The organism is Mycolicibacterium septicum DSM 44393 (assembly GCF_000455325.1).
Classification (GTDB): domain Bacteria; phylum Actinomycetota; class Actinomycetes; order Mycobacteriales; family Mycobacteriaceae; genus Mycobacterium; species Mycobacterium septicum.
Genome location: NZ_HG322951.1, coordinates 1,097,151 through 1,120,685 on the forward strand (window position 1 = coordinate 1,097,151; position 23,535 = coordinate 1,120,685).

Here is a 23,535-nt window from a genome sequence, read left to right on the forward strand (position 1 = left end):
GCTCCTGGTGTCAATCGGTGAGTGAATTGGCCGCCAGTGCAGCCACATTGATGCGGGTCAACACCCGATGCAGTTCCTCGAGTTCGGCGATGTCGACGCCCAGGCGTTCCACCACCGCGGGTGGGATGGCCAGTGCCCGTTCGCGCAGGGCGACCCCGGCCTGGGTGAGCTCGACATCGGTCGCGCGTTCATCGCCGGCCCGGCGGCTGCGGGTCAGTAGGCCCAGCGCTTCCAGTCGTTTGAGCATCGGCGACAGGGTCGCCGAGTCGAGTTGCAGCGCGGAAGCGATCTCCTTGACCGAGAGCGGGGGATTGCCACCCGAGCCGGACCGCTGGTGATCCCAGAGCGCCAGCATCACCAGGTACTGCGGATGGGTCAGGCCCAACGGTTCGAGCAGTGGCCGATAGACGGCGAGCACGGCGCGGTTGCTGACGGCCAGCGCGAAACAGACCTGCCGTTCGAGGGCCAATGGATCGGAGCTGAGCTTCGGCGCTTCGGATACTGCGGACACAAAATAAACGTACCCTAATAGTTAGGGTACTAACAATGTCTCGACCGTCACACGGTCAAGCGATCAGTGCGCGCGTTTGGCCAGGCGCTCGGCGTTGTCGATCAGGATGCTTCGTCCCTGCACGCGGATCCAGCCTCGCTGCGCGAAGTCCGACAGCGCTTTGTTGACCGTCTCCCGCGAGGACCCCACGAGCTGGGCGATCTCTTCCTGGGTCAGCTCGTGATCGACGCGCAGTGCGGAGCCGTCACGGCTGCCGAACCGTTGCGCCAGGTAGAGCAGCTGCTTGGCCACACGCCCCGGCACGTCGGTGAAGATCAGATCCGACAGATTGTCGTTGGTGCGGCGCAACCGACGGGCCAGCACGCGCAGGAGCTGCTCGGCGATCTCGGGCCGATCGGCGATCCAACCCCGCAGCACGCTGCGGCTCATCACGACCGTTTTCAGCTCGGTCAGCGCGGTCACCGTCGAGGTCCGCGGGCCCGGATCGAAGATGGCGAGCTCACCGAACATGTCCGAGGGGCCCATCAGCGTGATCAGGCTGTCGCGGCCGTCCACCGACTTGCGGCCGATCTTCACCTTGCCCGCGGTGATGATGTACAGCGTGTCGCCGGGCTCGCCCTCGGCGAACACCACCTCCCCACGACGGAAGGTCACGGGCTCCAACTGCCGGACCAGGGCGGCCACGGCATCTGGCGACACACCTTGGAAGATGCCGGCGCGGGCCAGCACTTCGTTCATGAATCCCCCTCGGTGGATGCGCCAAACGCGGCGATGCGGTGTTTTTGTGCAGGTCGCAGCCGTGAACGTGGCTGCCTTCTTACTTTACAAGGGCTGTCCGCCCGCGCTGGCTGCGGGTTTTACACTGCCCCCTCATTTCGTAATGGCAGTGACCGCAGGGTTCAGATCGTCGAGCAACAGATCCGTTGAGCTTCGGCGACGGAGTCCGCCAGCGGTCGGCGCGTGTTGATGAGATGGGCGTCAGACCATTCGGCGCCGCCTGCGGCCAAACCCTCGGCGATCTGCGGTGTGGCATCCGACGTGGTGGTCTGCCGCTGCGCTATCCGCTTCTTGGCTTCGTCGATGGGGGCTGCACACGCTAGTTCCGTTGTCGGGCATCGTCTTTCGGAGGCGATGTCACGTGCCCGTCGTCGGAGTTCCGGGTCGCGCCACGTGCCGTCGAGGATCACGGATCGGCCCTCGGCGAGGGCGCCGTCGGCCTTCTGGAGCACCGCGTCGTACACGGCCGCCACGTTGTCGCTGCTGTAGAGGCCCTTGTTCAAGATCCCCACGTCGCCCGCTACGAGACCCTGTTCCTGCAACTGGCGGCGCACGTCGTCGGTGGAGATGACCTCCGCCGATATTTGTTCTGCCAACGCGTGCGCGAGTGTGGTCTTGCCGGTGCCCGGGCCACCGCCGATCAGGATCAGCCGGACGGTACCCCGGCGGAGGTGATCGAGGGCGATGTCCAGGTGCCGCCGTGCGTCGGCCCCTGCGGTCTCGATGCCCTGCTCGACCCTGATGCAGTCGGTCTTCGCGCGGACCCCGGCCCGGTAGGCGATGAGGAAGTCCACCAAAGACGTCGGCGCGGCGTCCCCGGAGAGCCGCTGGTACTCGGCAATGAAGTAGTCAGCCAAGTCCTTGCGGCCGAGAAACTCCAGGTCCATCGCCAGAAATGCGGCATCGTCGGCGCAGTCGACATGACGCAGGCTGTCATCGAACTCGAGACAGTCGAGGATCACCGGACCGTCCGCCATGCAGAAGATGTCGCCGGTCAGCAGGTCGCCGTGGCCGTCGACGATGCGTCGGTTGGCGATCCGGTCGGCGAACAGCGCGGCGCGACCGTTCATGAATTGGTCTGCCAACCGTCCGACCTCGGCCACCGATTCCGCGGGAACCACGGTTCCCGCCCGCCGGTGGAGTTCAGCGATGTTGTCATGCCAACGGCCCGCAATCGCAGGGACCTCGGCCGCGGCATCGATGTCCGCCGACCGCTCGGCGTCCGCGTGAAACCGCGCCAACGCCTCGGCGATCGCCGACAGATGCTCAACCACCGGCTCACCGCGGAGAACGATCGACGTCAGCCGACGCTCGTCGGGGTATCTGCGCATCACGATCACGGGTTCGGGCGGGCCACCTTGCGGATCCGAGAGGTGCGCGACCCCCAGGTAACTGTCAGCCGCCAGTCGCCGGTTCAGCTGAACCTCACGTGCGCATACTTGTTCGCGCCGCTCGACCGAGCTGAAGTCGAGGAAATCCGTGACGACAGGCTTCTTGACCTTGTATGCCCGGTCGCCGATCAAGGCGACGATGCCGGTATGCGTCTCATGGATCTCCGGGGCCGGCGAAGCTGAAACGTCCATACCTCATGATGGCTGCTTGCGGGCACATGGCGGCAGGGGTCTTTGGTCCCTTTCTGTCCTTTTCCGAGCGCCGAAGGTCCACTGCTGAACCCGTTATTTACGTCGGTGGTGATTCATGTTGCCGCACAGTCAATCTCGATCCGGATCCGACATTGAGGACCAAAGACCCTTCTCCCGCCGGCGCGCGCCCGCGAGTCTTCTCTTGATGATCTTGATTGCGGGTCATTGCTCGGAACGGACATGTTCACAGGGGGATAGAAGAGGAGTTCTGTTTTGACTGCCGAAGCCCCTCCAATCGGAGAACTCGTGGCAGGCCGTCCTTATCCGGAACGGATGGGCCCCAAGGGCAACCTGATCTACAAGCTCATCACGACGACCGATCACAAGCTGATCGGCATCATGTACTGCGTCACGTGTTTCACGTTCTTCGCCATCGGCGGGCTGATGGCGCTGTTCATGCGTACAGAACTGGCCGAACCGGGGCTGCAGTTCCTCTCCAACGAGCAGTTCAACCAGCTGTTCACCATGCACGGCACGGTGATGCTGCTGTTCTACGCCACCCCGATCGTGTTCGGGTTCGCCAATCTGGTGCTGCCGCTTCAGATCGGCGCGCCCGACGTGGCGTTCCCGCGCCTCAATGCGCTCTCCTACTGGCTGTTCCTGTTCGGCGCCCTGATCGCCCTCGGCGGCTTCATCACGCCGGGCGGTGCCGCGGACTTCGGCTGGACGGCCTATACCCCGCTGACCGACGCCATCCACTCGCCGGGAGCGGGGGCGGACCTGTGGATCCTCGGACTGGCCGTCGGTGGCCTTGGCACGATTCTCGGCGCGGTCAACATGATCACGACAGTGGTGTGCATGCGTGCGCCGGGCATGACCATGTTCCGGATGCCGATCTTCACCTGGAACATCCTGGTGACCTCGATGCTGGTGGTGATCGTGTTTCCGCTGCTGACCGCGGCGCTGTTCGGACTGGCCGCCGACAGGCGACTCGGCGCACACATCTACGACCCGGCCAACGGTGGCGTGTTGCTCTTCCAGCACCTGTTCTGGTTCTTCGGCCACCCCGAGGTGTACGTGCTCGCGTTGCCGTTCTTCGGCGTCGTGTCCGAGATCATTCCGGTGTTCAGCCGCAAGCCGATCTTCGGTTACACCACGCTGGTCTACGCGACCATCAGCATCGCGGCCCTGTCGGTCGCGGTGTGGGCGCACCACATGTACGCGACGGGAGCCGTTCTCCTGCCCTTCTTCAGCTTCATGACGTTCCTGATCGCGGTCCCGACCGGCATCAAGTTCTTCAACTGGATCGGCACGATGTGGAAGGGCCAGCTGACATTCGAGACGCCGATGCTGTTCTCGGTCGGCTTCCTGGTCACCTTCCTGCTGGGTGGTCTGTCCGGTGTGCTGCTGGCCAGCCCGCCGATCGACTTCCAGGTCACCGAGAGTTATTTCGTCGTCGCGCATTTCCACTACACGTTGTTCGGCACCATCGTGTTCGCCACCTACGCCGGTGTGTACTTCTGGTTCCCGAAGATGACCGGACGTCTGCTCGACGAGCGCCTGGGCAAGCTGCACTTCTGGCTGACCTTCATCGGCTTTCACCTCACGTTCCTGGTGCAGCACTGGGTCGGTGACGAGGGCATGCCGCGCCGCTACGCGGACTACCTGCCGACCGACGGCTTCACCACGCTCAACGTCATCTCCACGATCGGCTCGTTCATCCTGGGCATCTCGATCCTGCCGTTCGTGTGGAACGTGTTCCGGAGCTGGCGCTACGGCGAGCCCGTCACCGTGGATGACCCGTGGGGACACGGGAACTCGCTGGAGTGGGCGACCTCCTGCCCGCCGCCGCGGCACAACTTCACCGAGCTGCCCCGGATCCGTTCGGAGCGCCCCGCATTCGAGCTGCACTACCCACACATGGTCGAGCGGATGCGCGCCGAGGCCCACGTCGGCCGCAACCGGCACCCGGAACTCGAGAGTGGTGCCCTGAGCAAAGTCCCATGATCTGTTCGCCGAAAAGCCGCGTGCCCCGCCTCCTCCCATCCCCCTGAGGCGGGGTACGCCCCGGATCGGATCACTGGGGACTGACGAGCCCGGTGTCGTACGCGTGGATGATCGCCGCGGCGCGGTCACGCAGGTCGAGCTTGATGAAGATGTGGCCGATGTGGCTCTTGACGGTGAGTCCGGAGATGCTGAGTTCATCGGCGATCTCGGCGTTGGAGTGTCCCTTGGCGATCAGTGTCAGCACGTCGAGTTCGCGGGCCGTGAGGTCGCCGACGGCGGCGAGGCGCGGTTCTGCCGACTTGCGGTAGGTGGTGAGCACCCGTGACGTCACCGCCGGGTCGAGGTAGCTGTTGCCCTGCGCCACCGCGCGGACCGCCCGGATCAGTTCCTCGGCCGAAGAGTCCTTGAGTACGAATCCACTCGCGCCGGCGCGCAGCGCGCCGGACAGCAACTCGTCGTCGTTGAACGTGGTCAGCGCCAGCACCGGGGGTCCACCGGCCGCGGTCACCTGCCGGGTGGCTTCGATCCCGTCGACGCGCTTCATCCGCAGGTCCATCACCACCACGTCCGGGCGGTACCGGGTGACGGCGTCGGGCACCTCGTCGCCGTCGGCGCATTCGGCGACGATCACGAAGCCGTCTTTGCGCCGCAGGATGCGTCGCAGCCCCGAGCGCACCAGATCCTGATCGTCGACCAGGAGGACCGCGACCTCGGGCACGGGGTCCGTCATGACACCACGGGGCACCATCGGGGCGCCCGGTCGGTGTCGTCCAACGGAATGTTCGTGCGCACCGACCACGCGTCGTCAGCCGGGCCGACGCTGATGATCCCGCCGAGCAACTCGACGCGTTGGCGCATACCGCTCACGCCGCGGCCCTCCACATCGCAACCGTTCCTGACGGCCGACGCGGGGACCGGGAGCCGGTTGGCGACGGTCAGCGTCGCCGAGGTCCGTGAAATCCGCAGTAACACGGTCGCTTCCGCGTCGGGTGCGTGTTTGGCGATGTTGGCCAGGGACTCCTGGGCGATGCGATACAAGGCCAAGCCCACCGCGGCGGAGACCACATCGGTGCGGCCGGTCGCGTCGAAACGTACCTTGAGCCCGGCCCGCACGAAATCGTCGACCAGGCAGCAGATGTCGTCGACTCCGGGCTCGGGCGCCATGCTCATCGGGGCGCCGTCGAGTAATCCCACCGTGCGGCGGATATCCGCCATGGCCTGACGGCCCAGGCGTTCAGCCTGCTCCAGTGCCTCGACGGCGTCGTCCACATCGCGGTCCTGCTGCAACCCGCGCCGCGCCCCCGTCACGTGTAGCAGGGTCACGCTGAGCGAATGCGCGATCACGTCGTGGACCTCGCGGGCGATGCGGCGCCGTTCATCGGCTGCGGCGTGGCGGGCCTGCGCGGCCTGGGACTCCTGTTGCTGTCGCATGAGTTGCTGCTGGGTGAACACGAGATAACCCACCAGCCAACCCATCCCGAGGATCCCCAGGTAGAGCGGCAGGGCGTCGAGGCGGTGTTGCGATGCGGCGGTCAGCAGCAGCGTGGCCGCGGTGAGCGAGGCCAGAAATCCACCCCAGACCCCGGTCAGGGAGGCGACCTCGCCGACCATCAGTACCGCGATCAGCGGAGCGAAATCATTGGATACCGGGGTGGCCGTCGCGAACAGCAACACGGCGGTCGAGGTGGTCCAGGTCGCCCAGACGATTGGCGCCTTGAAGTCGACGCCGGACAGGTAGAACAGCGCGAACGGGGCTGTGCAGACGACGAGCGCGAGCAGGCTCGCCGGGAGGTCGGCTGTCGGGCGCTGCAACATGGCCACCGCGCCGGCACCGATCACCGTGGTGTCGAACGCCAGCACGATGGCCCAGTTGTAGCCCACCGGGAGGGCGTACCCCCGCCGGCGCACGTGCGCACGGAAGCCGCGCGCGATGCTACCGAGCATGTTGTGATCGTAGAAGGTCAGAGCGCTGTCGCGCCTCCTACTACGGTTGGATTTTCGCGGGCCGGATTCCAGCAATTCAGAGTCGCCACATCTCGCGCGCCATGGCGGCGTCCTCGACGAAGCCTTCACGCAGCGGTGGATAGTAGGGCTGCTTCAGATCGGGTCTGGGCACCGCGGCCAGTACCGTGCGCACCGCGGCCAGCGCGCGCCGCCAGCGGCGGCCCTCCCGCGGATCGGGGCCGGCCGGGATCGCCGGGGCGGTCACCGGTGGGGTGAATACGGCGTCTTTCGCCGTCCATCCACGGGCGACACCCGTCATGGAATTCGCTATCGAGATAGCTGGGGAACGCTGTGCTCGTGTCATGGCTCGACGCTACGAAGAATGCAGGTCAGCCCACATCGCGCTGTTGTCCGATCTTGAACTACGACCGTAGTAGGAGATCTGCACCGACCACAGGACGATCAGGCCGCGAGTGATTACGCTCGTACCGTGGTCCAGAGTTCGACCCGCAGACGTGGTCCCCGACGTGATGTCGACACCCGAACACTGATCGTCGACACCGCTGAGCGAATGTTCGCCGAGACGTCGATCGGTGCGGTGGCAGCACGTGCGGTGGCCCGTGAGGCCGGCGTGGCCAGCCGCGCCGTGGCCTACCATTTCCCCGCCAAGCGGGACCTGGTGCTGGAGGTGGCCCGGCGGCGCGCCCCGATCGTGTTCGAGGCCGTTGTCCAGGAGCTCGTGCGAGTGGCCCAGTCGGGCAACGAGATCGGTGTCAGCGATGTCGTGGAGGCGCTGATCGCGCCGTATGTCCGGTTGCTCGACGAGGATCCGGTCGGTGGGTTGCGGTGGCTCAAGGTGATGAATCAGCTGGCCCTGGACGAAGACCAGATCTGGCTCGATCAGTTGGCGGGTACGCCGAGTCTGCCGGAGTTGTTCTTCGCCGCGGCAGGTCGCGCGGTGCCCGACATTCAGACCAGAGAAGGTCAGCAGCGCAGCACAATTGCCATCTTCTCGATGATCGGCGCGCTCGCCAGTTCGGATCTCGCGCTCTACGGACGCCCCCTCGGCCCCGCCGGCCTGGACCGCGGTTGGGTCGACCAGCTCATCCGGTTCACGGGCGGCGGTTTGCGCGGCGCAGAGGGTCCGCCCGACTAGGATCGTTGCGTGCAGATCGACGGCCAGCAGCTCGCTGCCTTCGCCGCGGTGGTCGAGCTGGGGAGCTTCGACGCGGCCGCGCAGCGTCTGCATGTGACCCCGTCGGCGATCAGCCAGCGCATCAAGGCGTTGGAGCAGCGTGTCGGTCAGGTCCTCGTGGTCCGCGAAAAGCCCTGCACGGCAACCTCTGCCGGTGTTCCACTGCTGAGGCTCGCGGCCCAGACGGCACTGCTGGAATCCGAGACCCTGGCCGAGATGGGTGGCGGCTCGGCGCACCGCACCAGGATCGCGCTGGCGGTCAACGCCGATTCGATGGCGACCTGGTTCACCGGTGTGTTCGCCCGAGCGGCCGAGTTCTTGTTCGACATCAGGATCGAGGACCAAGACCTCTCGGCGCGACTGCTGCGTGAGGGCGTGGTGATGGGCGCGGTGACCACCGAGCGGAGCCCGGTCCCGGGCTGCCGGGTGCACCCGTTGGGTGCGATGCGCTACGTGCCGGTGGCCAGCGCGGACTACGTGCAGCGGTACCTGCCCGACGGATTCACCCGCGACGCGGCGCAGGCGGCGCCGTCCCTGTCCTGGAACCGAGACGATGCATTGCAAGACCAATTGGTGCGCAAGGAATTCCGCAAGGACGTCGTCAGGCCGGTCCACTACATCCCGACCGCCGAGGGGTTCGGTGCCGCCGTGCGCGCCGGGTTGGGCTGGGGGATGTACCCCGAGGAGTTGGTCGACGACGATTTCGTCCGGATCACCGAGCAATACCTGGACGTGCCGCTGTACTGGCAATGCTGGAAGCTCGACAGTCGCATCGTCGAGACCATCACGGCTGCTGTGCGCACCGCGGCGGGGACGCTGCGCGGACACCCCGGCTGAGGTTTGGCGGGTATTCAACGGACTGAGAGGTGGCGATGAGCAGGACACATCGATACGAGGTCGAGGTGACCTGGACCGGCAATACCGGTTCGGGGACCAGCGGCTACCGCGATTACGCACGCGATCACGACGTGGCCGGCGTCGAGACGCCGGCCAAGCCGGTGATCCTGGGGAGTGCCGATCCGGCCTTCCGCGGAGACCCGCAGCGCTGGAACCCCGAGGAACTGCTCGTGGTCAGCCTGTCGCAGTGCCACATGCTCTGGTATCTCGCTCTGTGCGCCAAAGCGGGCATCGTCGTCACTGCCTACAGTGATCGACCGGAGGGCACGATGAGCGAGAACGCCGAGGGCAGTGGCATTTTCACCGATGTCACGCTGCGGCCGCAGGTGAGCATCACCGACCCGGAGCGGGCCGGCGATGCCACCGAACTACATCACGAAGCGCACCGGATGTGCTTCATCGCCAACTCGGTCAACTTTCCGGTGACTGCTGAGCCCACCGTCACGGTGAGCTGAGCCCGGGTCACCGATGGAGCCGGCGCAGCTGGGCTGAGGCCACCGACAGGACCGCCAGGTCGGGCGCGTCGGAATCGAGGAACTCGTCCAGCGTGCGCTTGGCCCGGTCCAACCGCGGGCGGTTGTAGGCCTCGAAGTCGAGGATGCTGCTTGCGGCCTGGGCGCCCTCGATCCCGTGCTTGGTGACGTCGATCGTGAGATCACGCAGCGAGCGGTACAGGTCCTCCCGAAGGGCAAGCCGGGCCTGCGCATGCCAGCGGCCGCCTCGGGGAAGCGACGACACGGCCAGCAGCAGCCGGTCCACTCCCAACCGGTCCGACAGTTCGAAGTAGATCCTGGCCAGCTGGGCCGAGTCCTCACCGTGAACATGGGCGACCTCGATGACGTCCAGAAGGCTGAACGCATAGAGGGATTCGCTGATCCGGCGGGCGATGTCGGCCGGTACGCCGCGGGCCACCAGGTCGGCGTGCGCCGCCAAGACGGTATCGCGCTCCTGACCCCGCAGCATCGCTCCGAGTTGACCGCGCAGCATCGCCACCTGGTTGCTGAATCGGGTGATCTCGGCGTCCACGTCGAGCGGTTGCGGACGGTTGAGCACAAACCATCGGGCGGCCCGGTCGAGTAGGCGACGGCCTTCGATGATCATGGCATTCGTCAGTGCCGGCGAGAGATCGGCGGCATAGATGTCCGACCAGAGTGTGTCGAGGTCGAAAACCTCGGACGCCACTGCGTGAGCCCGCACGATATCGGCTGGGGCAGCGCCGGTTTCCTCGGAGAGCCGGAACGCGAAGGTCAGCCCCGAGGTGGCCAGCACGCGGTTGACGATCGAGGTGGTGATGATCTCCCGGCGCAGTGGATGCTCGGGCAGGGGCTCGCCGAGCTTGCGCCGCAACGTGGGCGGGAAATACCGGGTGAGCAGCGCGACGAAGTACGGGTCGTCGAACATCTCGCCACTGAGCAGTTCGGCCTTGAGGTCGAGCTTCACGTGCGCCATCAATGTGGCGAGTTGCGGAGCGGCGAGACCGCAATTCTCCTTGGCCAGGTCAGCGAATTCCGCTGGGCTGGGCATGTTCTCGCGAGACCGGTGCAACCCGCGCCGGGCCTCGAGATCTGCCGTCATGCGGGCGTGCACGTCGATCATCTGGGCCGCGTTGGAGCGGGCATCGCTGAGCAGCCGATTGTGCGCCTGGTTGTTGGCCAGGACGAGCTGCGCCACTTCGTCGGTCATGTCGACCAGCAGCCGGTTGCGGGCGTTGCCGGTGAGCTTTCCGGACCGCGCGGCGGCGTCCAGCAGGATCTTGATGTTGACCTCGTGGTCTGAGCAGTCCACTCCGGCCGCGTTGTCGATTGCGTCGGTGTTCACCAAGCCGCCGCGGCGGGCGTACTCGATGCGGGCCCGCTGGGAGAGCCCGAGGTTCCCGCCCTCGACGATCACCCGCGCACGGACGTCACCGGCGTCCACCCGCACCGGATCGTTCACCTTGTCGGCGATGTCGGAGTGCTGTTCGTCGCCGGCCTTGATGTAGGTGCCGATCCCGCCGTTGAACAACAGGTCCGCCGGCGCCCGCAGGATATGGCTGATCAACTGGGTCGGAGTCAGGCGGGTCTCATCGTCGGCGATGCCGAGCGCAGCACGCATTTCCGGTGTGGTGGCAATGGTTTTGGCGGTCCGCGGCCACACTCCGCCGCCCGGACTGATCACAGAACGGTCGTAGTCATCCCACGATGACTGAGGCAGTTCGAACAGTCGTTGCCGTTCCTTGCGGGCCGGCTCGGTGTCGGGCTGCGGGTCGATGAAGATGTGCCGGTGGTCGAATGCGGCCACCAGTCGCAGCCCCGGGCGCAGCAGCATCCCGTTGCCGAAGACATCCCCGCTCATGTCGCCCACGCCGACGGCGGTGAACTCGTCGGAGGCGGAATCGATGCCGAGTTCGGCAAGGTGAGTGTCGCCACTGACCCAGGCGCCGCGGGCGGTGATCGCCATGGCCTTGTGGTCGTAGCCGGCCGATCCACCGGAGGCGAAGGCGTCGCCCATCCAGTAGCCGCGGTCCAGCGCCACCGCGTTGGCCGAGTCCGAGAACGTGGCGGTCCCCTTGTCGGCAGCCACCACCAGGTAGGGGTCGGGTCCGTCGTGGCACACCACGCCGCCGAACCGGGGCCGGTCATCGGAGGCGGTCTTGTCGACCACATCGAGCAATGCGGCGATGAACTGTCGGTAGCTTCGCAGGCCTTGCACGCGGGGGGATTCGCCCGCGGCGGCCCGGGCCTTGACGACGAACACGCCCTTGGCGCCGGCGGGCACGATCATCGCGTTTTTGACCGCCTGTGCCTTGACCAGCCCCAGGACCTCGGTGCGGTAGTCGTCGTGGCGGTCCGACCAACGCAGGCCGCCACGGGCGACCAGCCCGAAGCGGAGATGCAGACCTTCGAATTCCGGTGAGTACACGAAGATTTCGGATAGCGGGCGGGGCTGCGGCAGCTCGTCGATGGACTGAGCGTCGAGCTTGTGGACCAGATAGGGCGCCCACACGGTGAGGGCGTCGGGCGCGAACGCGTTGGTGCGCACGGTGGCGTTGATCAGATTGTGGTACGCGCGCAGGATCCGGTCGGCGTCAATGTGCAGCACCTGATCGATCTCGGCGGCCACCCGCTGCTCGGCCTCGGCGATACGGGCGACGCGGTGGGGGCTTTCGGCCGGTTGCTCGGTGCGGTCGAACCGGGCCTCGAACAGGTCGAGCAGAGCGCGGGTGGCCTCCGGGTTGTCCAGCAGGACCCGCTGGATGCGTGTCTGGCCGTACGGCAGAGGCAACTGACGCAGGTACCGGCTGTAGCTTCGCAGCACGGTGACCTGTCGCCAGCTCAGTGCGGCTCGCAGGAGCAGCGCGTTGAACCCGTCCGATTCGACCCGGCCGGCCCACATTGCCTGGAAGGTTTCGCGGATGCGGTCAATGGTGCCGTCCTGTTGCTCGGCCAGTGCGTCGACGACATCGGGGCCGGGCTGCAACAGCAGGTGATAGACATGGCAGATCCGCCCGTCCGGCCTGGTCCAGGTGCCGGCCTGCTCCTCGAGCACCTCCAGGTCCATGCTCTGCAGGGCGGGCAGCATCCGGCGCAACGGAACCGGCGCGAGGGCGGCGAGTGCGAAGGTCAGCCGACCGTCTTCGGTACCGGCCCAGTCCAGGTTGACCGCGACCGCGTCCCCCGCCAGATCGTCGAGCGCCGTGAACTCCAACAATCGGCCGGGTACCACAACCCCGGCCTGCTGATCATGCACATCGGACGTAATGGCGTTGGCGCGCAACGGGTTCACGGTGTGGTCTCCTCAATCGTCGTTGATCGATGCCGTCGGTTGCGTTCGACGGACGGCCTAATCTTGTGGTGCGGCGCACCATTGAGGAGGGTGCAAAGTGTCAGCGATCCGGCGGTGATCAATACAGTCTGTAAGCCGGAATCGGTGTGGGTAGCGCGTGCCTAGCCCTTCGGGACCACTCCACGCGGCAGGACCAGCGGGAGATCGTTGTAGGTGACGATGCCGGGTGCAGCGTTGACCACCGCCGGAATCGCGTTGATCGGGGGAGTCGCGGTCATGATGTGTCCCAGCACCATGAACTCCTCGAGCGTGGTGGCCTCGAAGTCCGGCGGTGGCAGGAAGCCGACCTTCATCGTCACGGTCGGGCGACCGGCCACCTCGATCACCCAGCCGTCCTGATCGATCTGCCAATCCGGTTGCAGCGTCTGGCCTTTGCGCCAGCGCAGGGTGAGCTCGACACGCGTGGTATCTCCGACGATGCCCTTCCAGCTGACGAACACCCCCGCCACGCCGCCCGCCGGGATCGTCCACGAGCCGAGGTCGAGGTCCTCCGTGGTCTGCGCGTACTCGGCGTCGCAGCGGACCTCGTCGAACTCGATGCCGAGCGCGTCACCGATCATCCGCACCGCCTCGCCGAAGACCCCGGTGCCGTGAGCGGTCATGGCCTGCAGGTCGGGATGATCGATGGGCTGACCGAAACCGACCGGCTTCTCGGTTTCCGGCGAATCGTAGAACGTGGTGTCGGCGGCTTCGTTGACCGTGATCTTGTCCACTCGGTCGCAGATACCTGCCGCCACGATCGCCAGCTGGTTGACGTAGCCCGGGCTGATGCCCGATCCGAACATGGTCGACCCGCCCTTGCGGCAGGCCTCGGCGATCCGGTCCCGGCCCTCGCCCTGATTGTGTCCGGTGATGAATGATGCGGTTGCGACGACATTGACTCCGGCGGAAAGAATTTCGACGAGTTCATCGACATCGATCCACATCGGGTTGTAGACCACGACATCCGGTTTGAGGGCAAGCAGCGCCTGCACGTCGTTGGTGGCGGCGACCCCGATGGGTTCGATTCCGACGAGCTCCCCGACGTCCTTGCCGGCTTTGTCCGGTGACCACGCGTAGCAGCCGACCAGTTCCAGGGTCGGGTTGCGGGCGATGGCCGCCACCGAACTCTTTCCGACGTTTCCCGTCGTCCACTGGACAACCCGGTATGGAGAAGTTTGTGACATCGCAGCGGCTCCCTTGCTCGGTTCCGGGCAGTTTTCCACGACCGTGAGAAAAAAGGAAGAGTGGTCCGGAGACGGCGGTCGGAACAACTAGAATTTGTCTTGTGACCACCGGAAACGCACCGCGCCGAGGGCGGGGCCGGCCACCGCGCATCGATCAGAAGCAGATCGTCGCCGCGGCGCGCGCCATCGCGCCGGGTGCGTTGACGATGCAGGCGGTGGCCGATGAGCTCGGGGTGGACCGCACCACGCTGCACTACTACGTCGGCGACCGTGACGGTCTGCTCGAGCTGGTGGTGGCCGATCTGTTCGAGACGGAGTTGCGCTCGATCAAGCTGCCGGAGGGGGCGAGTTGGCAGGAGATCCTGCGCGCCTACGGCAACGCCATCCGCAATGGCGTGCTCAAACTCGGTGTGACGGCGACGAGCTTCCGGTTGCGTGGGACCAGCGGGGCGGCCAGTCTCGCGCTGGCCGAGCAGGTGCTGCGGGCCCTGGCCGATGGCGGATTCGGTACCGACGACGCCGGGCGGGTGCTCACCCTGGTCTCCGGCCTCGCGATGTCGGCCGCCCACGACGTGCTGGGTTCGGCGGAGTCGCGACTGCACCACCAGACACCCGAAGTGGTGCGTGCACTGAAAGACCTTCCGTCCAGTGACTTCCCACTGCTCAGTGGTGTGGTCGCCGATCGTGACGTCGGCGCGAGCGCCGCCCAGGATTTCGACTTCAACCTCGACATCGTGATCGCCGGGCTCGAGCGGTTCCTCGCCGAATAAGCACCGGGTCGTCGCCAGGGTCCGGCTCGAGTACAGTACTCAGCATCCTCTTAGGCGGAACTCGAGTTCCGTCTGGGTCAATTTGGTGAATAGCAGGTCGGGGAGGCGCAACGGTGTTCCGGTTGCTCAAAAAAGCGTGGATACCGCTGGTGCTCGTGGTGGTCGTCGCTCTGGGCGCATACGCGATCCTTCGGATTCGTGAGTCCAACCATCACGAACCGAGGGCGGCAGACGGCTCCGGTATCACCGCGAACTTCAATCCGAAGCACATCACCTACGAGGTCACCGGTTCCGGCGGAACCGCGAGCCTCAACTATCTCGATGAGAACGGTCAACCCCATCTCATCGAAAACACCCCACTACCTTGGTCGTTCACGATTGTGACGACGCTGCCCTCGATGTCGGCCAACATCATGGCCCAGGGAGATCGCGATGTCAGTGATCTTCGGTGCCGGGTGACCGTCGACGGCGAGGTCCGCGACGACCGGGCGAGCAACGACACCGTCAAACCGTTCATCTACTGCTTGGTGAAATCCGTATGAGCAACTCGCACTCGAAGCCCCATCGGCCGTTCATCGGCCACATGGTCCGGATCTTCTCGCTGCCGATCATCCTGTTCTGGGTGCTTGTGGTGGTCGCGCTGGGCACGCTGGTTCCATCGCTCGACAAGGTCGCCGAAGCCCGCCAGGTGCCGCTCAGCCCGACGAATTCCGCGTCTTATCAGGGGATGCTGAACATCGGCAAGGTGTTTCAGCAGTACGACTCCGACTCCTCGGCGATGGTCGTGCTGGAGGGCGACGACAAGCTCGGCGACGAGGCGCACAAGTTCTACGACCAGATCGTCGACAAGCTCGAGGCCGATCACGAGCACGTGCAGAACGTCCAGGACTTCTGGAGCGATCCGCTGACGGCGGCGGGATCACAGAGCGTCGACGGCAAGTCGGCCTATGTGCAGATCTTCCTCAACGGCTCCCAGGGCACCAGCGCCAGCCACGAGTCGGTGGCCGCCGTGCGCGACATCGTCGCCTCGGTGCCCTCACCCCCGGGTATCAAGGCTCACGTCGCCGGAAACACCGTGCTCAACGCCGACACTCAGGTCGCCGGGCATCAGAGCATGGCGACGATGGAGTTGGTGTCGGTCGCCGTCATCATCGTGATGCTGCTGTTCATCTACCGGTCCATCGTGACGATGCTGGTGTCGATGGTCATCATCGGCCTGGAACTCTTTGCCGCGCAGGGTGTTACCGCAGCGGCGGGCTATGTGAACATCATCGGCCTGACCCCGTATGCGGTCAGCATGGTGACCATGCTGTCCCTGGCCGCGGGAACGGATTACGTGATCTTCCTGCTCGGCCGATATCACGAGGAGAGATCGAAGGGCCTGGAGAGGGAAGACGCGTTCTACGTCGCGTACCACGGTGTCTCCCACGTCATCCCGGGTTCGGGGTTGACCATCGCGGGCGCATGCATGTGCCTCACCATGACCACGCTGCCGTATTTCCAGACCATGGGTCTGCCGTGCGCGATCGCGATCCTGGTGATCATCGCGGCCGCCCTGACACTGGCCCCGGCCGTGTTGACCGTCGCGTCGAAGTTCGGCCTGCTCGACCCGAAGCGCGAGCTCTCCACGAAGGGCTGGCGCAAGGTCGGTACGTCCGTCGTGCGCTGGCCCATCCCGATCATCTTCGTCACCAGCCTGATCGCCATCATCGGCTTCGTCAGCCTGCTGACCTACGTGCCGCAGTACAACGATCAGAAGTTCACCCCGGCCGACATGCCGGCCAACCTCGCCATGGGGGTCGCCGACCGGCACTTCTCCCAGGCCCGGATGAATCCCGAACTGTTGATGCTCGAAGCCGACCATGACCTCCGGAACCCGGCCGACATGCTGGTCATCGACCGGGTCGCCAAGGGCGTGGTGCACATGCGCGGTATCGAGCGGGTGCAGACCATCACCCGTCCGCTGGGCTCGCCCATCGAGCACAGCTCCATCCCGTTCCTGCTCGGCGCGCAGAATGCCGGGACGCTACAGGGGGCCAAGTTCAACAACGACAACTCGGCGCAGATGCTCGAGCAGGCCGACGAGATGGGCCAGACCGTCGCGAGCATGGAACGCATGTACACCCTGATGTCCGAGCTGACCGCGACCACGCACAGCATGGTCGGTCGCACGCACGACATGGTGGAAGCCACCCAGGAGATGCGCGACAACCTGGCCAATTTCGACGATTTCTTCCGGCCGCTGCGCAACTACCTGTACTGGGAGCCGCACTGCTTCGACATCCCGATCTGCCAGTCGATGCGGTCGATCTTCGACACCCTGGACGGCATCGACAAGCTCACTGACGAAATGCAGGGCCTGACAATCGATATGGACCGCATGGATCAGCTGATGCCGCAGATGCTGCCGGTGCTGCGGTCCACCATCGACTCGATGACACGCATGCGTGACTTCATGATCGCCACCCACAGCACGATGGCCGGTACTCAGGCCCAGCAGCAGGAACTGGCCAAGGGCGCCACCGAGATCGGTCTGTACTTCGACCAGGCCAAGAACGACGACTTCTTCTACCTGCCACCGGATGTGTTCCAGAACCCCGACTTCGAGCGGGGATTGAAGATGTTCGTGTCGCCGGATGGTCATGCCGTCCGCTACATCATCACCCACCAGGGTGACCCGGCCTCGGTCGAGGGCATCGCCCACGTGCGCGACCTCAAAGACGTTGTGGCCGACGCAGTCAAGGGCACTCCGCTGGCCAATGCGAAGGTGTCGCTGGCCGGCACCGCATCGATGTACGCCGACATGCAGGACGGGGTCAAGACCGACCTGATGATCGCGATCATCGCGTCGATGATCCTGATCTTCGCGATCATGCTGATCATCACGCGAAGTGTGGTGGCCGCCTTGGTGATCGTCGGCACGGTGGCCGCATCGCTGGGCACCGCATGTGGTCTGTCGGTGCTGCTGTGGCAGGACATCCTGGGCCTGGGCGTGCAGTGGATCGTGATCCCGTTGTCGATGGTGATCCTGCTGGCGGTGGGCTCGGACTACAACCTGCTCGTGGTCTCCCGCCTCCGGGAGGAGATACACGCCGGGCTCAACACGGGCATCATCCGCGCCGTGGGGGCCACCGGACGCGTCGTCACCGCCGCCGGGCTCGTGTTCGCCTTCACCATGGCGTCGATGATCGTCAGCGACCTGCGGGTGATCGGCCAACTGGGTACGACGATCGGTATCGGCCTGGTGGTCGATACGTTGATCGTGCGCTCGTTCATGACTCCATCGATCGCCGCGGCGCTGGGCCGCTGGTTCTGGTGGCCGCTCAACACCTTTGAGATCACCAGGCAGGGCCGCCTCGATCGTGAACGGAAGGCGGCGGCCGACAACGACGACGCAACGGCGCCCATCCAGACGACGTCGGTGTGACCGTGATGGCGGGGTGTGAGGATCCACCCGACGCAGGATCCAAGCTGCGCCGGCGTACCGACGGTCGCCTGGACCGGACTCGGGACGCGGCCATCCTCAACGCGACGTTGGCCGCCCTGGCCGAGAACGGCTACGTCAACACCAACATGAACGACATCGCCGCGCGAGCAGGTGTGGGAAAGGCGGCGATCTACCGCCGCTGGTCATCGAAAGCGGCGCTGATCACCGATGCGCTGGTGTACTGGCGGCCCGACCTGCTCGACGACGACGCGCCCGACACCGGCAGCCTGGAAGGCGATTTCGACGAACTCGTGCGTCGTGCGGTGCGCAACGATGAAGAGCACTTCTCCTACGACCTGGTGCTGCGGGCCGCGGTCGAGGCCACCCATGATCCGCACCTGGCCTCGGCCCTCGACGATCTGATGCTGCTCAAGGGCAGGCGGGTGGTGAATGCGATTCTGCAGCAGGCTGCCGTACGCGGCGAGGTGTCACCTGACCGGGACTGGTCGCTGGTCGCCGACGTGATGACCGGGATGTCTTTGATGCGGGTGATCAGCGGGCAGAGCATCGACGCGAAGTTCATCCGGGATGTCATCGACACGTTGATCCTGCCCGCGGTGCGCGGCCAGTGACGATGGTGCCCAGAAGCTGACCGTCGCTGGTCGGGACATCGTCGGCCGGTGTAAGTTGGTGATCGGGCCGGATACATCAGTAGGTCAACCGTGGCGTCGATCGCCACGACTTCCGATGTTGAACCCTCAGCCGGCGATTAACGATCGCTTGCTATCCAATACCAGTGCGGTAGTCCCGTACCTCTCAAGGGCACTCTTTATGGAATCGTCCGAACTGTTCTCACACCCCGAGCAGCAAGAACCGATGCCGGATGCCGAGGGACCGATGGAACCGCCGTCGGAGTTGGTTTTCTCGGACCAGCCCTCGGATCGGCCCATGCCTCGTGCAGACGCGCAGTCGTCGTGAACGGCCTCAGCGGGACTCGGCGACTGGCGAGTCCCGTCCGGCTCACACTCGCCAGGCAATTGGGCGCCGATATTGACGGAGCCTGGTGGCCGCACACCGGATCGGTAGCGAACGAGCTGCCAGAACTGGTCGGGGTCCTGCATCGTTCGATCGGGGAAGTCGTTGATATTCGTGTCAATTGGTCGGCCGCCGAGGGGCAGCTTGACCTGGACTCGATCGTTACCGGCACTCGGGGACCGACTGGGATGAAGCTGAGCCGGCCGCGCTTGATGATGGTCGCGGGACGCGACGCGTGCGTGAAACTCCTTGTCGTCCCGTGCAAGACGTCCGTCGCTCTCGGCGGGCTGGTGATGCGTTGCGCCGCGGCGATGCCCGTGGAAGAAACGGCGCGGCTCACCCCCCTCTTCGACACGGCAGATCGTGTCCTGCAGGTCGCTCAGACCGAATCGGCGAGGTGGTTGGGGAATCTGCAGGAACCCGTGGCGAACGCCCAGGTGAAATGAAAATGGACCGGTACGGAATTCATCCGTACCGGTCCACCATCAGGTCTTGGCGCGATCAGATCGCGGTGACTCCCACTGCCTGGGGGCCCTTGGCTCCCTGGGTGATCTCGAACTCGACACGCTGGTTCTCTTCGAGCGACCGGAAACCACCGCCGGTGATTTCGGAGTAGTGGACGAAAACGTCCGGTGCGCCGCCGTCAGGAGCGATGAAGCCGAAGCCCTTTTCGCCGTTGAACCATTTCACAGTTCCCTGTGCCATATTTTTGCTTCTCTCATTGTTCAAACTGGACGTACGAAACGCGTCCGCTCCCAGTATGGCACGTCGAAACGCATTGACCTAAAAAGTATTTGCCCCGGCGAATTTTGAGCGATTCGGCGCCCGCTCGCGGGTGGGCCGCCCGCTGCTGCGCTGCGCCACAACGAGTGTCGCCGAATCGTCTCTACTGCAGATACTTTCACTGCGCTGGCGAGCGCCGTTGTCGCCGAGGTCTCCCGGCAGTGAGTCACATGTGTCACTTTTGTCGCTCGCGGGCGGGTATCACGCAGAAGCGTCGTGCTTCTCCTTCTTGCCGAAGGGCAGCACGTGCATGATCCCCACGACCACGGTGCCGACCACCAGACCGATGACGGCGGACGCGGCCGTGTTCGTCAGCCAGGCCAGCAGGCCGCCGAAGGTGCTGCCCGTCGCATGGCGGACGGCCTCCTCGGCGTGGTGGACCAGGCCGTAGAGCGTGTGCCAGCCGAGGGTGTCGGTGCCCACGAGCAGGATGTGCCCACCGACCCAGAGCATCGCGACCGTGCCGATGGTGGACAGGGCCGACAGCAGCTTGGGCATCCCGGCAACCAGGCCGCGGCCGATCTTCTGCGCCACCCGTGACGAGCGCTGGGCCAGCAGCAGACCGATGTCGTCCATCTTCACGATGCCGGCCACCACGCCGTAGACCGCGGCGGTGATCACCAGCGCGACGATCACCAGGATGATCAGTCGTGGCCAGAACGTCTGATCGGCCACTTCGTTCAGCGCGATCACCATGATCTCGGCCGACAGGATGAAGTCCGTGCGGATCGCGCCGGTGATCATGTACTTCTCGGCGTCGCCGCCCACCGCGGTGGTCGGCTGGCCGTCGGCGTCGTGTCCGCCGTGGCCGGTGAACCGTCCCCAGACCTTCTCGGCGCCTTCGAAGCAGAGGTAGGTCGCGCCCAGCATCAGGATCGGCGTCAGCAGGAACGGCGCGAACTGGCTGAGCAGCAACGCCGCGGGCAGGATGAACAGGATCTTGTTGCGCAGCGAGCCGATCGCGATGCGCTTGATGACCGGCAGCTCACGATCAGCGGTGATCCCGTGGACGTACTGCGGCGTCACCGCGGTGTCGTCGATCACCACGCCGGCGGCCTTGGCGGTCGCCTTCCCGGTCGCCGCACCGATGTCGTCGATAGATGCCGCCGCCAGCCGCGCCAGGGCGGCGATGTCGTCGAGCAAACCGAACAGGCCGGCGCTCACGAAGTCATCCCCATGACCGAGAAGGCTACCGGCCGCTACATGCCGATGAGTGACTCGATCCAGCCGCGGGCGAAGTAGAGGATGAAGCCGGCTGCCACGATCCACAGCAGCGGGCTGACCTCACGGGCCTTGCCCGCTGCCGACCGCAATACCGCCCAGGCCACGAAGCCGACGCCGATGCCGTTGGCGATCGAATAACTGAACGCCATAGTGGCCACGGTGAGCACCACGGGCAGGGCCACCGAGAACTCGGAGAGGTCGATGTGGCGCAGTTGCGACACCATCATGGCGCCGACGATCACCAGGGCCGCGGCGGCGACCTCGGTCGGCACGATCGAGGCCAGCGGAGCGACGAACATGGCCGCCAGGAACAGCGCACCGGTGATGAGATTGGCGAACCCCGTGCGGGAGCCCTCCTCGATGCCGGCCCCGGATTCGATGAAGACGGTGTTCGACGACGCCGATGAGGAACCGCCGACGACGGCACCGGCGCCTTCGACGATCAGTGCCGATTTCAGCCGCGGGAAGTTGCCCTGGGAGTCGGACAGCCCGGCTTCCCGGGACAGCCCGGTCATGGTCCCCATGGCGTCGAAGAAGTTGGCGAACACCAAGGTGAACACCAGCATGATCGCGGCCAGCGCGCCGATCCGGCTGAAGGCGCCCAGGCTGACGTCGCCGACGAGGGACAGGTCTGGCAGTGCGAACGGTGAACCGGACAGGGTCGGCACCGACAAGCCCCACCCGCCGTGTTTGTCCTGCGCCGATCCGAGGTGCCAGATCGCTTCGACGATGACGGCCACCACGGTGCCGGTGACGAGGCCGATCAGGATGCCGCCGCGGATTTTGCGGGCCACCAGGATGCCGGTGACCAGCAGGGTGAATACGAAGACGACCGTGGGCACGGTATTGATCGAGCCGACGCCGCCCGTGCCCAGCCCGACCGGGGGAGAGGGCAGACCGGTCGAGCCGACGAATCCGGCGTCGACCAATCCGATGAACAAGATGAACAAGCCGATGCCCGCGGTGATCGCGAGCTTGAGTTGCATGGGGACCGCGTCGAACACCAACCGGCGGAACCCGCTGGCCGCGAGCGCCACGATGATCAGGCCGTCGATGACCACCAGACCCATGGCCTCGGGCCAGGTGACCGTGCCCACCACAGTGGTGGCCAGGAACGAGTTGATGCCCAGCCCTGCGGCGAACGCGAACGGCAGCCGCGCGATGATCCCGAACAGGATGGTCATCACGCCCGCCGCCAGACATGTGGTGGCCGAGACTTGGGCGAACTGCAGCTTGTTTCCGGCGACGTCGGCGGAGCCGGAGAGGACGACCGGGTTCAGCACGATGATGTAGGCCATCGCGATGAAGGTGACCACGCCTCCGCGGATCTCGGAGAGAACCGTTGAACCACGGGTCGAGATCTCGAAGAAGCGATCGACTCGATTCATAAGCGATGAGCCTAAGGCGAGATCGGCCCGGTTTCCCGGCGTATCGCCGATGATCGGGGAGCCCATGCCGCGAGAGCCGCTGCGATCCCGTCGCGCGGCATGACCGTCTCGCCCGTCGCCGTCGGAGACTTTTGCCCTTCAGTCAATATCGAGCTGCGCAAACGCAACAGCCGCAAAGAGATTGGCGGCGAAAAATCGTTTGACCTCAACTTGGGTTGAGGTGCCATGCTGCGTGCATGACAGTTCGGCATGACCACTGGGGCGTGGAAAACCGCCCCGAACCTGGGGGTAATCCCCCTGGGGGTCGGCTGCGGCGCCGGATAGTTTCGAGTCGCGAAGTGTTTGAGGCCAGCGATATGAGCAGTGGCAGGAGCGGGGGCCATGCCGGTGAGCACGGATACGCACATGAGTGTTGACGATTGTCTTTCGGAACGGTTCGAGCGCGATGCATTGCCGCTGGTGGACCAGCTCTTCGCGGCCGCGCGTCGCTACACACGCAATGTGCCGGACGCCGAGGACCTCGTCCAGGAGACAATGGTCAAGGCGTACAGCAGTTTTCACACGTACCGGGACGGCACGAACATCCGGGCCTGGCTGTTCCGGATTCTGACGAACACGTGGATCAACTCGTACCGCACAGCGCAGCGGCGACCGCAGGAGGTCTTCGCCGACGAACTCACGGACGGGCAACTCGCGGAGGTGGCGCAGCGGTCCCCGCTCGGCCTAGTCTCGGCCGAACTGGCGGCCCTGGAATCGATGGGCGATGACGACCTGCGTCAGGCCATGCGGGCATTGCCGGAATCGCAGGGCATCGTCGTGTACTACGCCGACGTCGAAGGGTTCCGGTACAAGGAGATTGCGGAGATCCTGCAGATTCCGGTGGGGACGGTGATGTCGCGACTGCACCGGGGGCGGCGAAATCTTCGTGCCCGGCTCGTCGACGCCGATGTGGCAGGCGGGAATGTCGGCAACCGGCTGCCCTGCACCGCAGCCTGATTCGAGT

General features: G+C 65.4%; 21 protein-coding genes. 10 read left to right on the top strand and 11 right to left on the bottom strand.

Annotated elements, in window-relative coordinates:
• Window positions 1-10 precede the first annotated feature (10 nt).
• The 3 genes from TX88_RS05005 to TX88_RS05015 all read right to left on the bottom strand — a co-directional run bounded on the left by TX88_RS05005 (window position 11) and on the right by TX88_RS05015 (window position 2,871).
• Window positions 11-511: a MarR family winged helix-turn-helix transcriptional regulator gene (locus tag TX88_RS05005; RefSeq protein ID WP_044515080.1), complete on the bottom strand. Its 501-nt coding sequence runs from the start codon at window positions 509-511 to the stop codon at window positions 11-13.
• A 63-nt stretch (window positions 512-574) separates the two neighbouring features.
• Window positions 575-1,249 carry a cAMP-activated global transcriptional regulator CRP gene (gene crp, locus TX88_RS05010; RefSeq protein ID WP_044515081.1) on the bottom strand — a complete coding sequence of 225 codons (675 nt, stop codon included), beginning with the start codon at window positions 1,247-1,249 and terminating at the stop codon, window positions 575-577.
• A 161-nt stretch (window positions 1,250-1,410) separates the two neighbouring features.
• Window positions 1,411-2,871: a bifunctional aminoglycoside phosphotransferase/ATP-binding protein gene (locus TX88_RS05015; RefSeq protein ID WP_044515082.1), complete on the bottom strand. Its 1,461-nt coding sequence runs from the start codon at window positions 2,869-2,871 to the stop codon at window positions 1,411-1,413.
• 273 nt (window positions 2,872-3,144) lie between these two features.
• On the opposite strand from TX88_RS05015, the gene ctaD reads away from it, so the two are divergent.
• Window positions 3,145-4,878: an aa3-type cytochrome oxidase subunit I gene (gene ctaD / locus TX88_RS05020; protein ID WP_044515084.1), complete on the top strand. Its 1,734-nt coding sequence runs from the start codon at window positions 3,145-3,147 to the stop codon at window positions 4,876-4,878.
• 70 nt (window positions 4,879-4,948) lie between these two features.
• On the opposite strand, the gene TX88_RS05025 is transcribed toward ctaD, so the two are convergent.
• The 3 genes from TX88_RS05025 to TX88_RS05035 form a co-directional block, all read right to left on the bottom strand.
• On the bottom strand, window positions 4,949-5,608 hold the full coding sequence (locus TX88_RS05025; RefSeq protein ID WP_044515086.1) for a response regulator transcription factor: 660 nt from the start codon (window positions 5,606-5,608) through the stop codon (window positions 4,949-4,951).
• Complete coding sequence (locus TX88_RS05030) at window positions 5,605-6,822, bottom strand: sensor histidine kinase (protein WP_044515088.1); 1,218 nt, start codon at window positions 6,820-6,822, stop codon at window positions 5,605-5,607. Before TX88_RS05030 ends, TX88_RS05025 begins: the two co-directional genes overlap by 4 nt.
• Window positions 6,823-6,898: 76 nt before the next feature.
• Complete coding sequence (locus TX88_RS05035) at window positions 6,899-7,186, bottom strand: hypothetical protein (protein ID WP_162563088.1); 288 nt, start codon at window positions 7,184-7,186, stop codon at window positions 6,899-6,901.
• A 126-nt stretch (window positions 7,187-7,312) separates the two neighbouring features.
• On the opposite strand from TX88_RS05035, the gene TX88_RS05040 reads away from it, so the two are divergent.
• Genes TX88_RS05040 through TX88_RS05050 form a run of 3 tightly spaced genes read left to right on the top strand, consistent with a single transcriptional unit; the run spans window position 7,313 to window position 9,369 of the window.
• Window positions 7,313-7,978, top strand: a complete 666-nt coding sequence (locus TX88_RS05040) for a TetR/AcrR family transcriptional regulator (RefSeq protein WP_162563089.1) — start codon at window positions 7,313-7,315, stop codon at window positions 7,976-7,978.
• 9 nt (window positions 7,979-7,987) lie between these two features.
• Entirely contained in the window at window positions 7,988-8,854 is an 867-nt protein-coding gene (locus tag TX88_RS05045) for a LysR family transcriptional regulator ArgP (protein WP_044515093.1), read from the top strand.
• Window positions 8,855-8,889: 35 nt separating this feature from the next.
• Window positions 8,890-9,369, top strand: coding sequence for an OsmC family protein (locus tag TX88_RS05050; RefSeq protein ID WP_044515094.1), 480 nt, complete (start codon window positions 8,890-8,892; stop codon window positions 9,367-9,369).
• 7 nt (window positions 9,370-9,376) lie between these two features.
• On the opposite strand, the gene TX88_RS05055 is transcribed toward TX88_RS05050, so the two are convergent.
• On the bottom strand, window positions 9,377-12,619 hold the full coding sequence (locus tag TX88_RS05055) for an NAD-glutamate dehydrogenase domain-containing protein (protein ID WP_409365876.1): 3,243 nt from the start codon (window positions 12,617-12,619) through the stop codon (window positions 9,377-9,379).
• A gap of 221 nt (window positions 12,620-12,840) precedes the next feature.
• Window positions 12,841-13,905 carry an NAD(P)H-dependent amine dehydrogenase family protein gene (locus tag TX88_RS05060; RefSeq protein ID WP_044515096.1) on the bottom strand — a complete coding sequence of 355 codons (1,065 nt, stop codon included), beginning with the start codon at window positions 13,903-13,905 and terminating at the stop codon, window positions 12,841-12,843.
• A gap of 101 nt (window positions 13,906-14,006) precedes the next feature.
• Between TX88_RS05060 and TX88_RS05065 the strand changes: the two genes are divergently transcribed.
• The 5 genes from TX88_RS05065 (at window position 14,007) to TX88_RS05085 (ending at window position 19,583) form a co-directional block, all read left to right on the top strand.
• On the top strand, window positions 14,007-14,675 hold the full coding sequence (locus TX88_RS05065; RefSeq protein ID WP_044515098.1) for a TetR/AcrR family transcriptional regulator C-terminal domain-containing protein: 669 nt from the start codon (window positions 14,007-14,009) through the stop codon (window positions 14,673-14,675).
• A 113-nt stretch (window positions 14,676-14,788) separates the two neighbouring features.
• Window positions 14,789-15,217 carry an MmpS family transport accessory protein gene (locus TX88_RS05070; protein ID WP_044515099.1) on the top strand — a complete coding sequence of 143 codons (429 nt, stop codon included), beginning with the start codon at window positions 14,789-14,791 and terminating at the stop codon, window positions 15,215-15,217.
• Window positions 15,214-18,102 (top strand): MMPL/RND family transporter, encoded by a 2,889-nt coding sequence (locus tag TX88_RS05075; protein WP_044515101.1) that lies wholly within the window; start codon window positions 15,214-15,216, stop codon window positions 18,100-18,102. The genes TX88_RS05070 and TX88_RS05075 overlap by 4 nt, the downstream gene beginning before the upstream one ends.
• A 5-nt stretch (window positions 18,103-18,107) precedes the next feature.
• The gene (locus TX88_RS05080) at window positions 18,108-18,734 is read left to right on the top strand and encodes a TetR/AcrR family transcriptional regulator (protein ID WP_044519114.1); all 627 of its coding nucleotides are present in this window, start codon (window positions 18,108-18,110) and stop codon (window positions 18,732-18,734) included.
• A gap of 342 nt (window positions 18,735-19,076) precedes the next feature.
• A complete protein-coding gene (locus TX88_RS05085) occupies window positions 19,077-19,583 on the top strand; it encodes a DUF5994 family protein (RefSeq protein ID WP_044515103.1) in 507 nt (168 codons plus the stop codon).
• A gap of 55 nt (window positions 19,584-19,638) precedes the next feature.
• On the opposite strand, the gene TX88_RS05090 is transcribed toward TX88_RS05085, so the two are convergent.
• The 3 genes from TX88_RS05090 to TX88_RS05100 form a co-directional block, all read right to left on the bottom strand.
• Window positions 19,639-19,842 carry a cold-shock protein gene (locus tag TX88_RS05090; RefSeq protein ID WP_044515104.1) on the bottom strand — a complete coding sequence of 68 codons (204 nt, stop codon included), beginning with the start codon at window positions 19,840-19,842 and terminating at the stop codon, window positions 19,639-19,641.
• A 279-nt stretch (window positions 19,843-20,121) separates the two neighbouring features.
• Window positions 20,122-21,084 (bottom strand): DUF808 domain-containing protein, encoded by a 963-nt coding sequence (locus TX88_RS05095; RefSeq protein WP_044515106.1) that lies wholly within the window; start codon window positions 21,082-21,084, stop codon window positions 20,122-20,124.
• 35 nt (window positions 21,085-21,119) lie between these two features.
• Window positions 21,120-22,532 carry an NCS2 family permease gene (locus TX88_RS05100; RefSeq protein WP_044515108.1) on the bottom strand — a complete coding sequence of 471 codons (1,413 nt, stop codon included), beginning with the start codon at window positions 22,530-22,532 and terminating at the stop codon, window positions 21,120-21,122.
• Between the two features lie 405 nt (window positions 22,533-22,937).
• Here TX88_RS05100 and TX88_RS05105 point away from each other — a divergent pair, with 405 nt between their 5' ends.
• Window positions 22,938-23,528, top strand: a complete 591-nt coding sequence (locus TX88_RS05105; protein ID WP_084621974.1) for a sigma-70 family RNA polymerase sigma factor — start codon at window positions 22,938-22,940, stop codon at window positions 23,526-23,528.
• Window positions 23,529-23,535 lie beyond the last annotated feature (7 nt).

What these genes read in the sequence shown, in the direction of transcription:
- TX88_RS05050 (WP_044515094.1), top strand. Translation starts at nt 8,890, where the DNA reads ATGAGCAGGACACATCGATACGAGGTCGAGGTGACCTGGACCGGCAAT.
- TX88_RS05025 (WP_044515086.1), bottom strand. Translation starts at nt 5,608, where the DNA reads ATGACGGACCCCGTGCCCGAGGTCGCGGTCCTCCTGGTCGACGATCAG.
- crp (WP_044515081.1), bottom strand. Translation starts at nt 1,249, where the DNA reads ATGAACGAAGTGCTGGCCCGCGCCGGCATCTTCCAAGGTGTGTCGCCA.
- TX88_RS05100 (WP_044515108.1), bottom strand. Translation starts at nt 22,532, where the DNA reads ATGAATCGAGTCGATCGCTTCTTCGAGATCTCGACCCGTGGTTCAACG.
- TX88_RS05030 (WP_044515088.1), bottom strand. Translation starts at nt 6,822, where the DNA reads ATGCTCGGTAGCATCGCGCGCGGCTTCCGTGCGCACGTGCGCCGGCGG.
- TX88_RS05090 (WP_044515104.1), bottom strand. Translation starts at nt 19,842, where the DNA reads ATGGCACAGGGAACTGTGAAATGGTTCAACGGCGAAAAGGGCTTCGGC.
- TX88_RS05075 (WP_044515101.1), top strand. Translation starts at nt 15,214, where the DNA reads ATGAGCAACTCGCACTCGAAGCCCCATCGGCCGTTCATCGGCCACATG.
- TX88_RS05105 (WP_084621974.1), top strand. Translation starts at nt 22,938, where the DNA reads ATGAGTGTTGACGATTGTCTTTCGGAACGGTTCGAGCGCGATGCATTG.
- TX88_RS05060 (WP_044515096.1), bottom strand. Translation starts at nt 13,905, where the DNA reads ATGTCACAAACTTCTCCATACCGGGTTGTCCAGTGGACGACGGGAAAC.
- TX88_RS05015 (WP_044515082.1), bottom strand. Translation starts at nt 2,871, where the DNA reads ATGGACGTTTCAGCTTCGCCGGCCCCGGAGATCCATGAGACGCATACC.
- TX88_RS05080 (WP_044519114.1), top strand. Translation starts at nt 18,108, where the DNA reads ATGGCGGGGTGTGAGGATCCACCCGACGCAGGATCCAAGCTGCGCCGG.
- TX88_RS05035 (WP_162563088.1), bottom strand. Translation starts at nt 7,186, where the DNA reads ATGACACGAGCACAGCGTTCCCCAGCTATCTCGATAGCGAATTCCATG.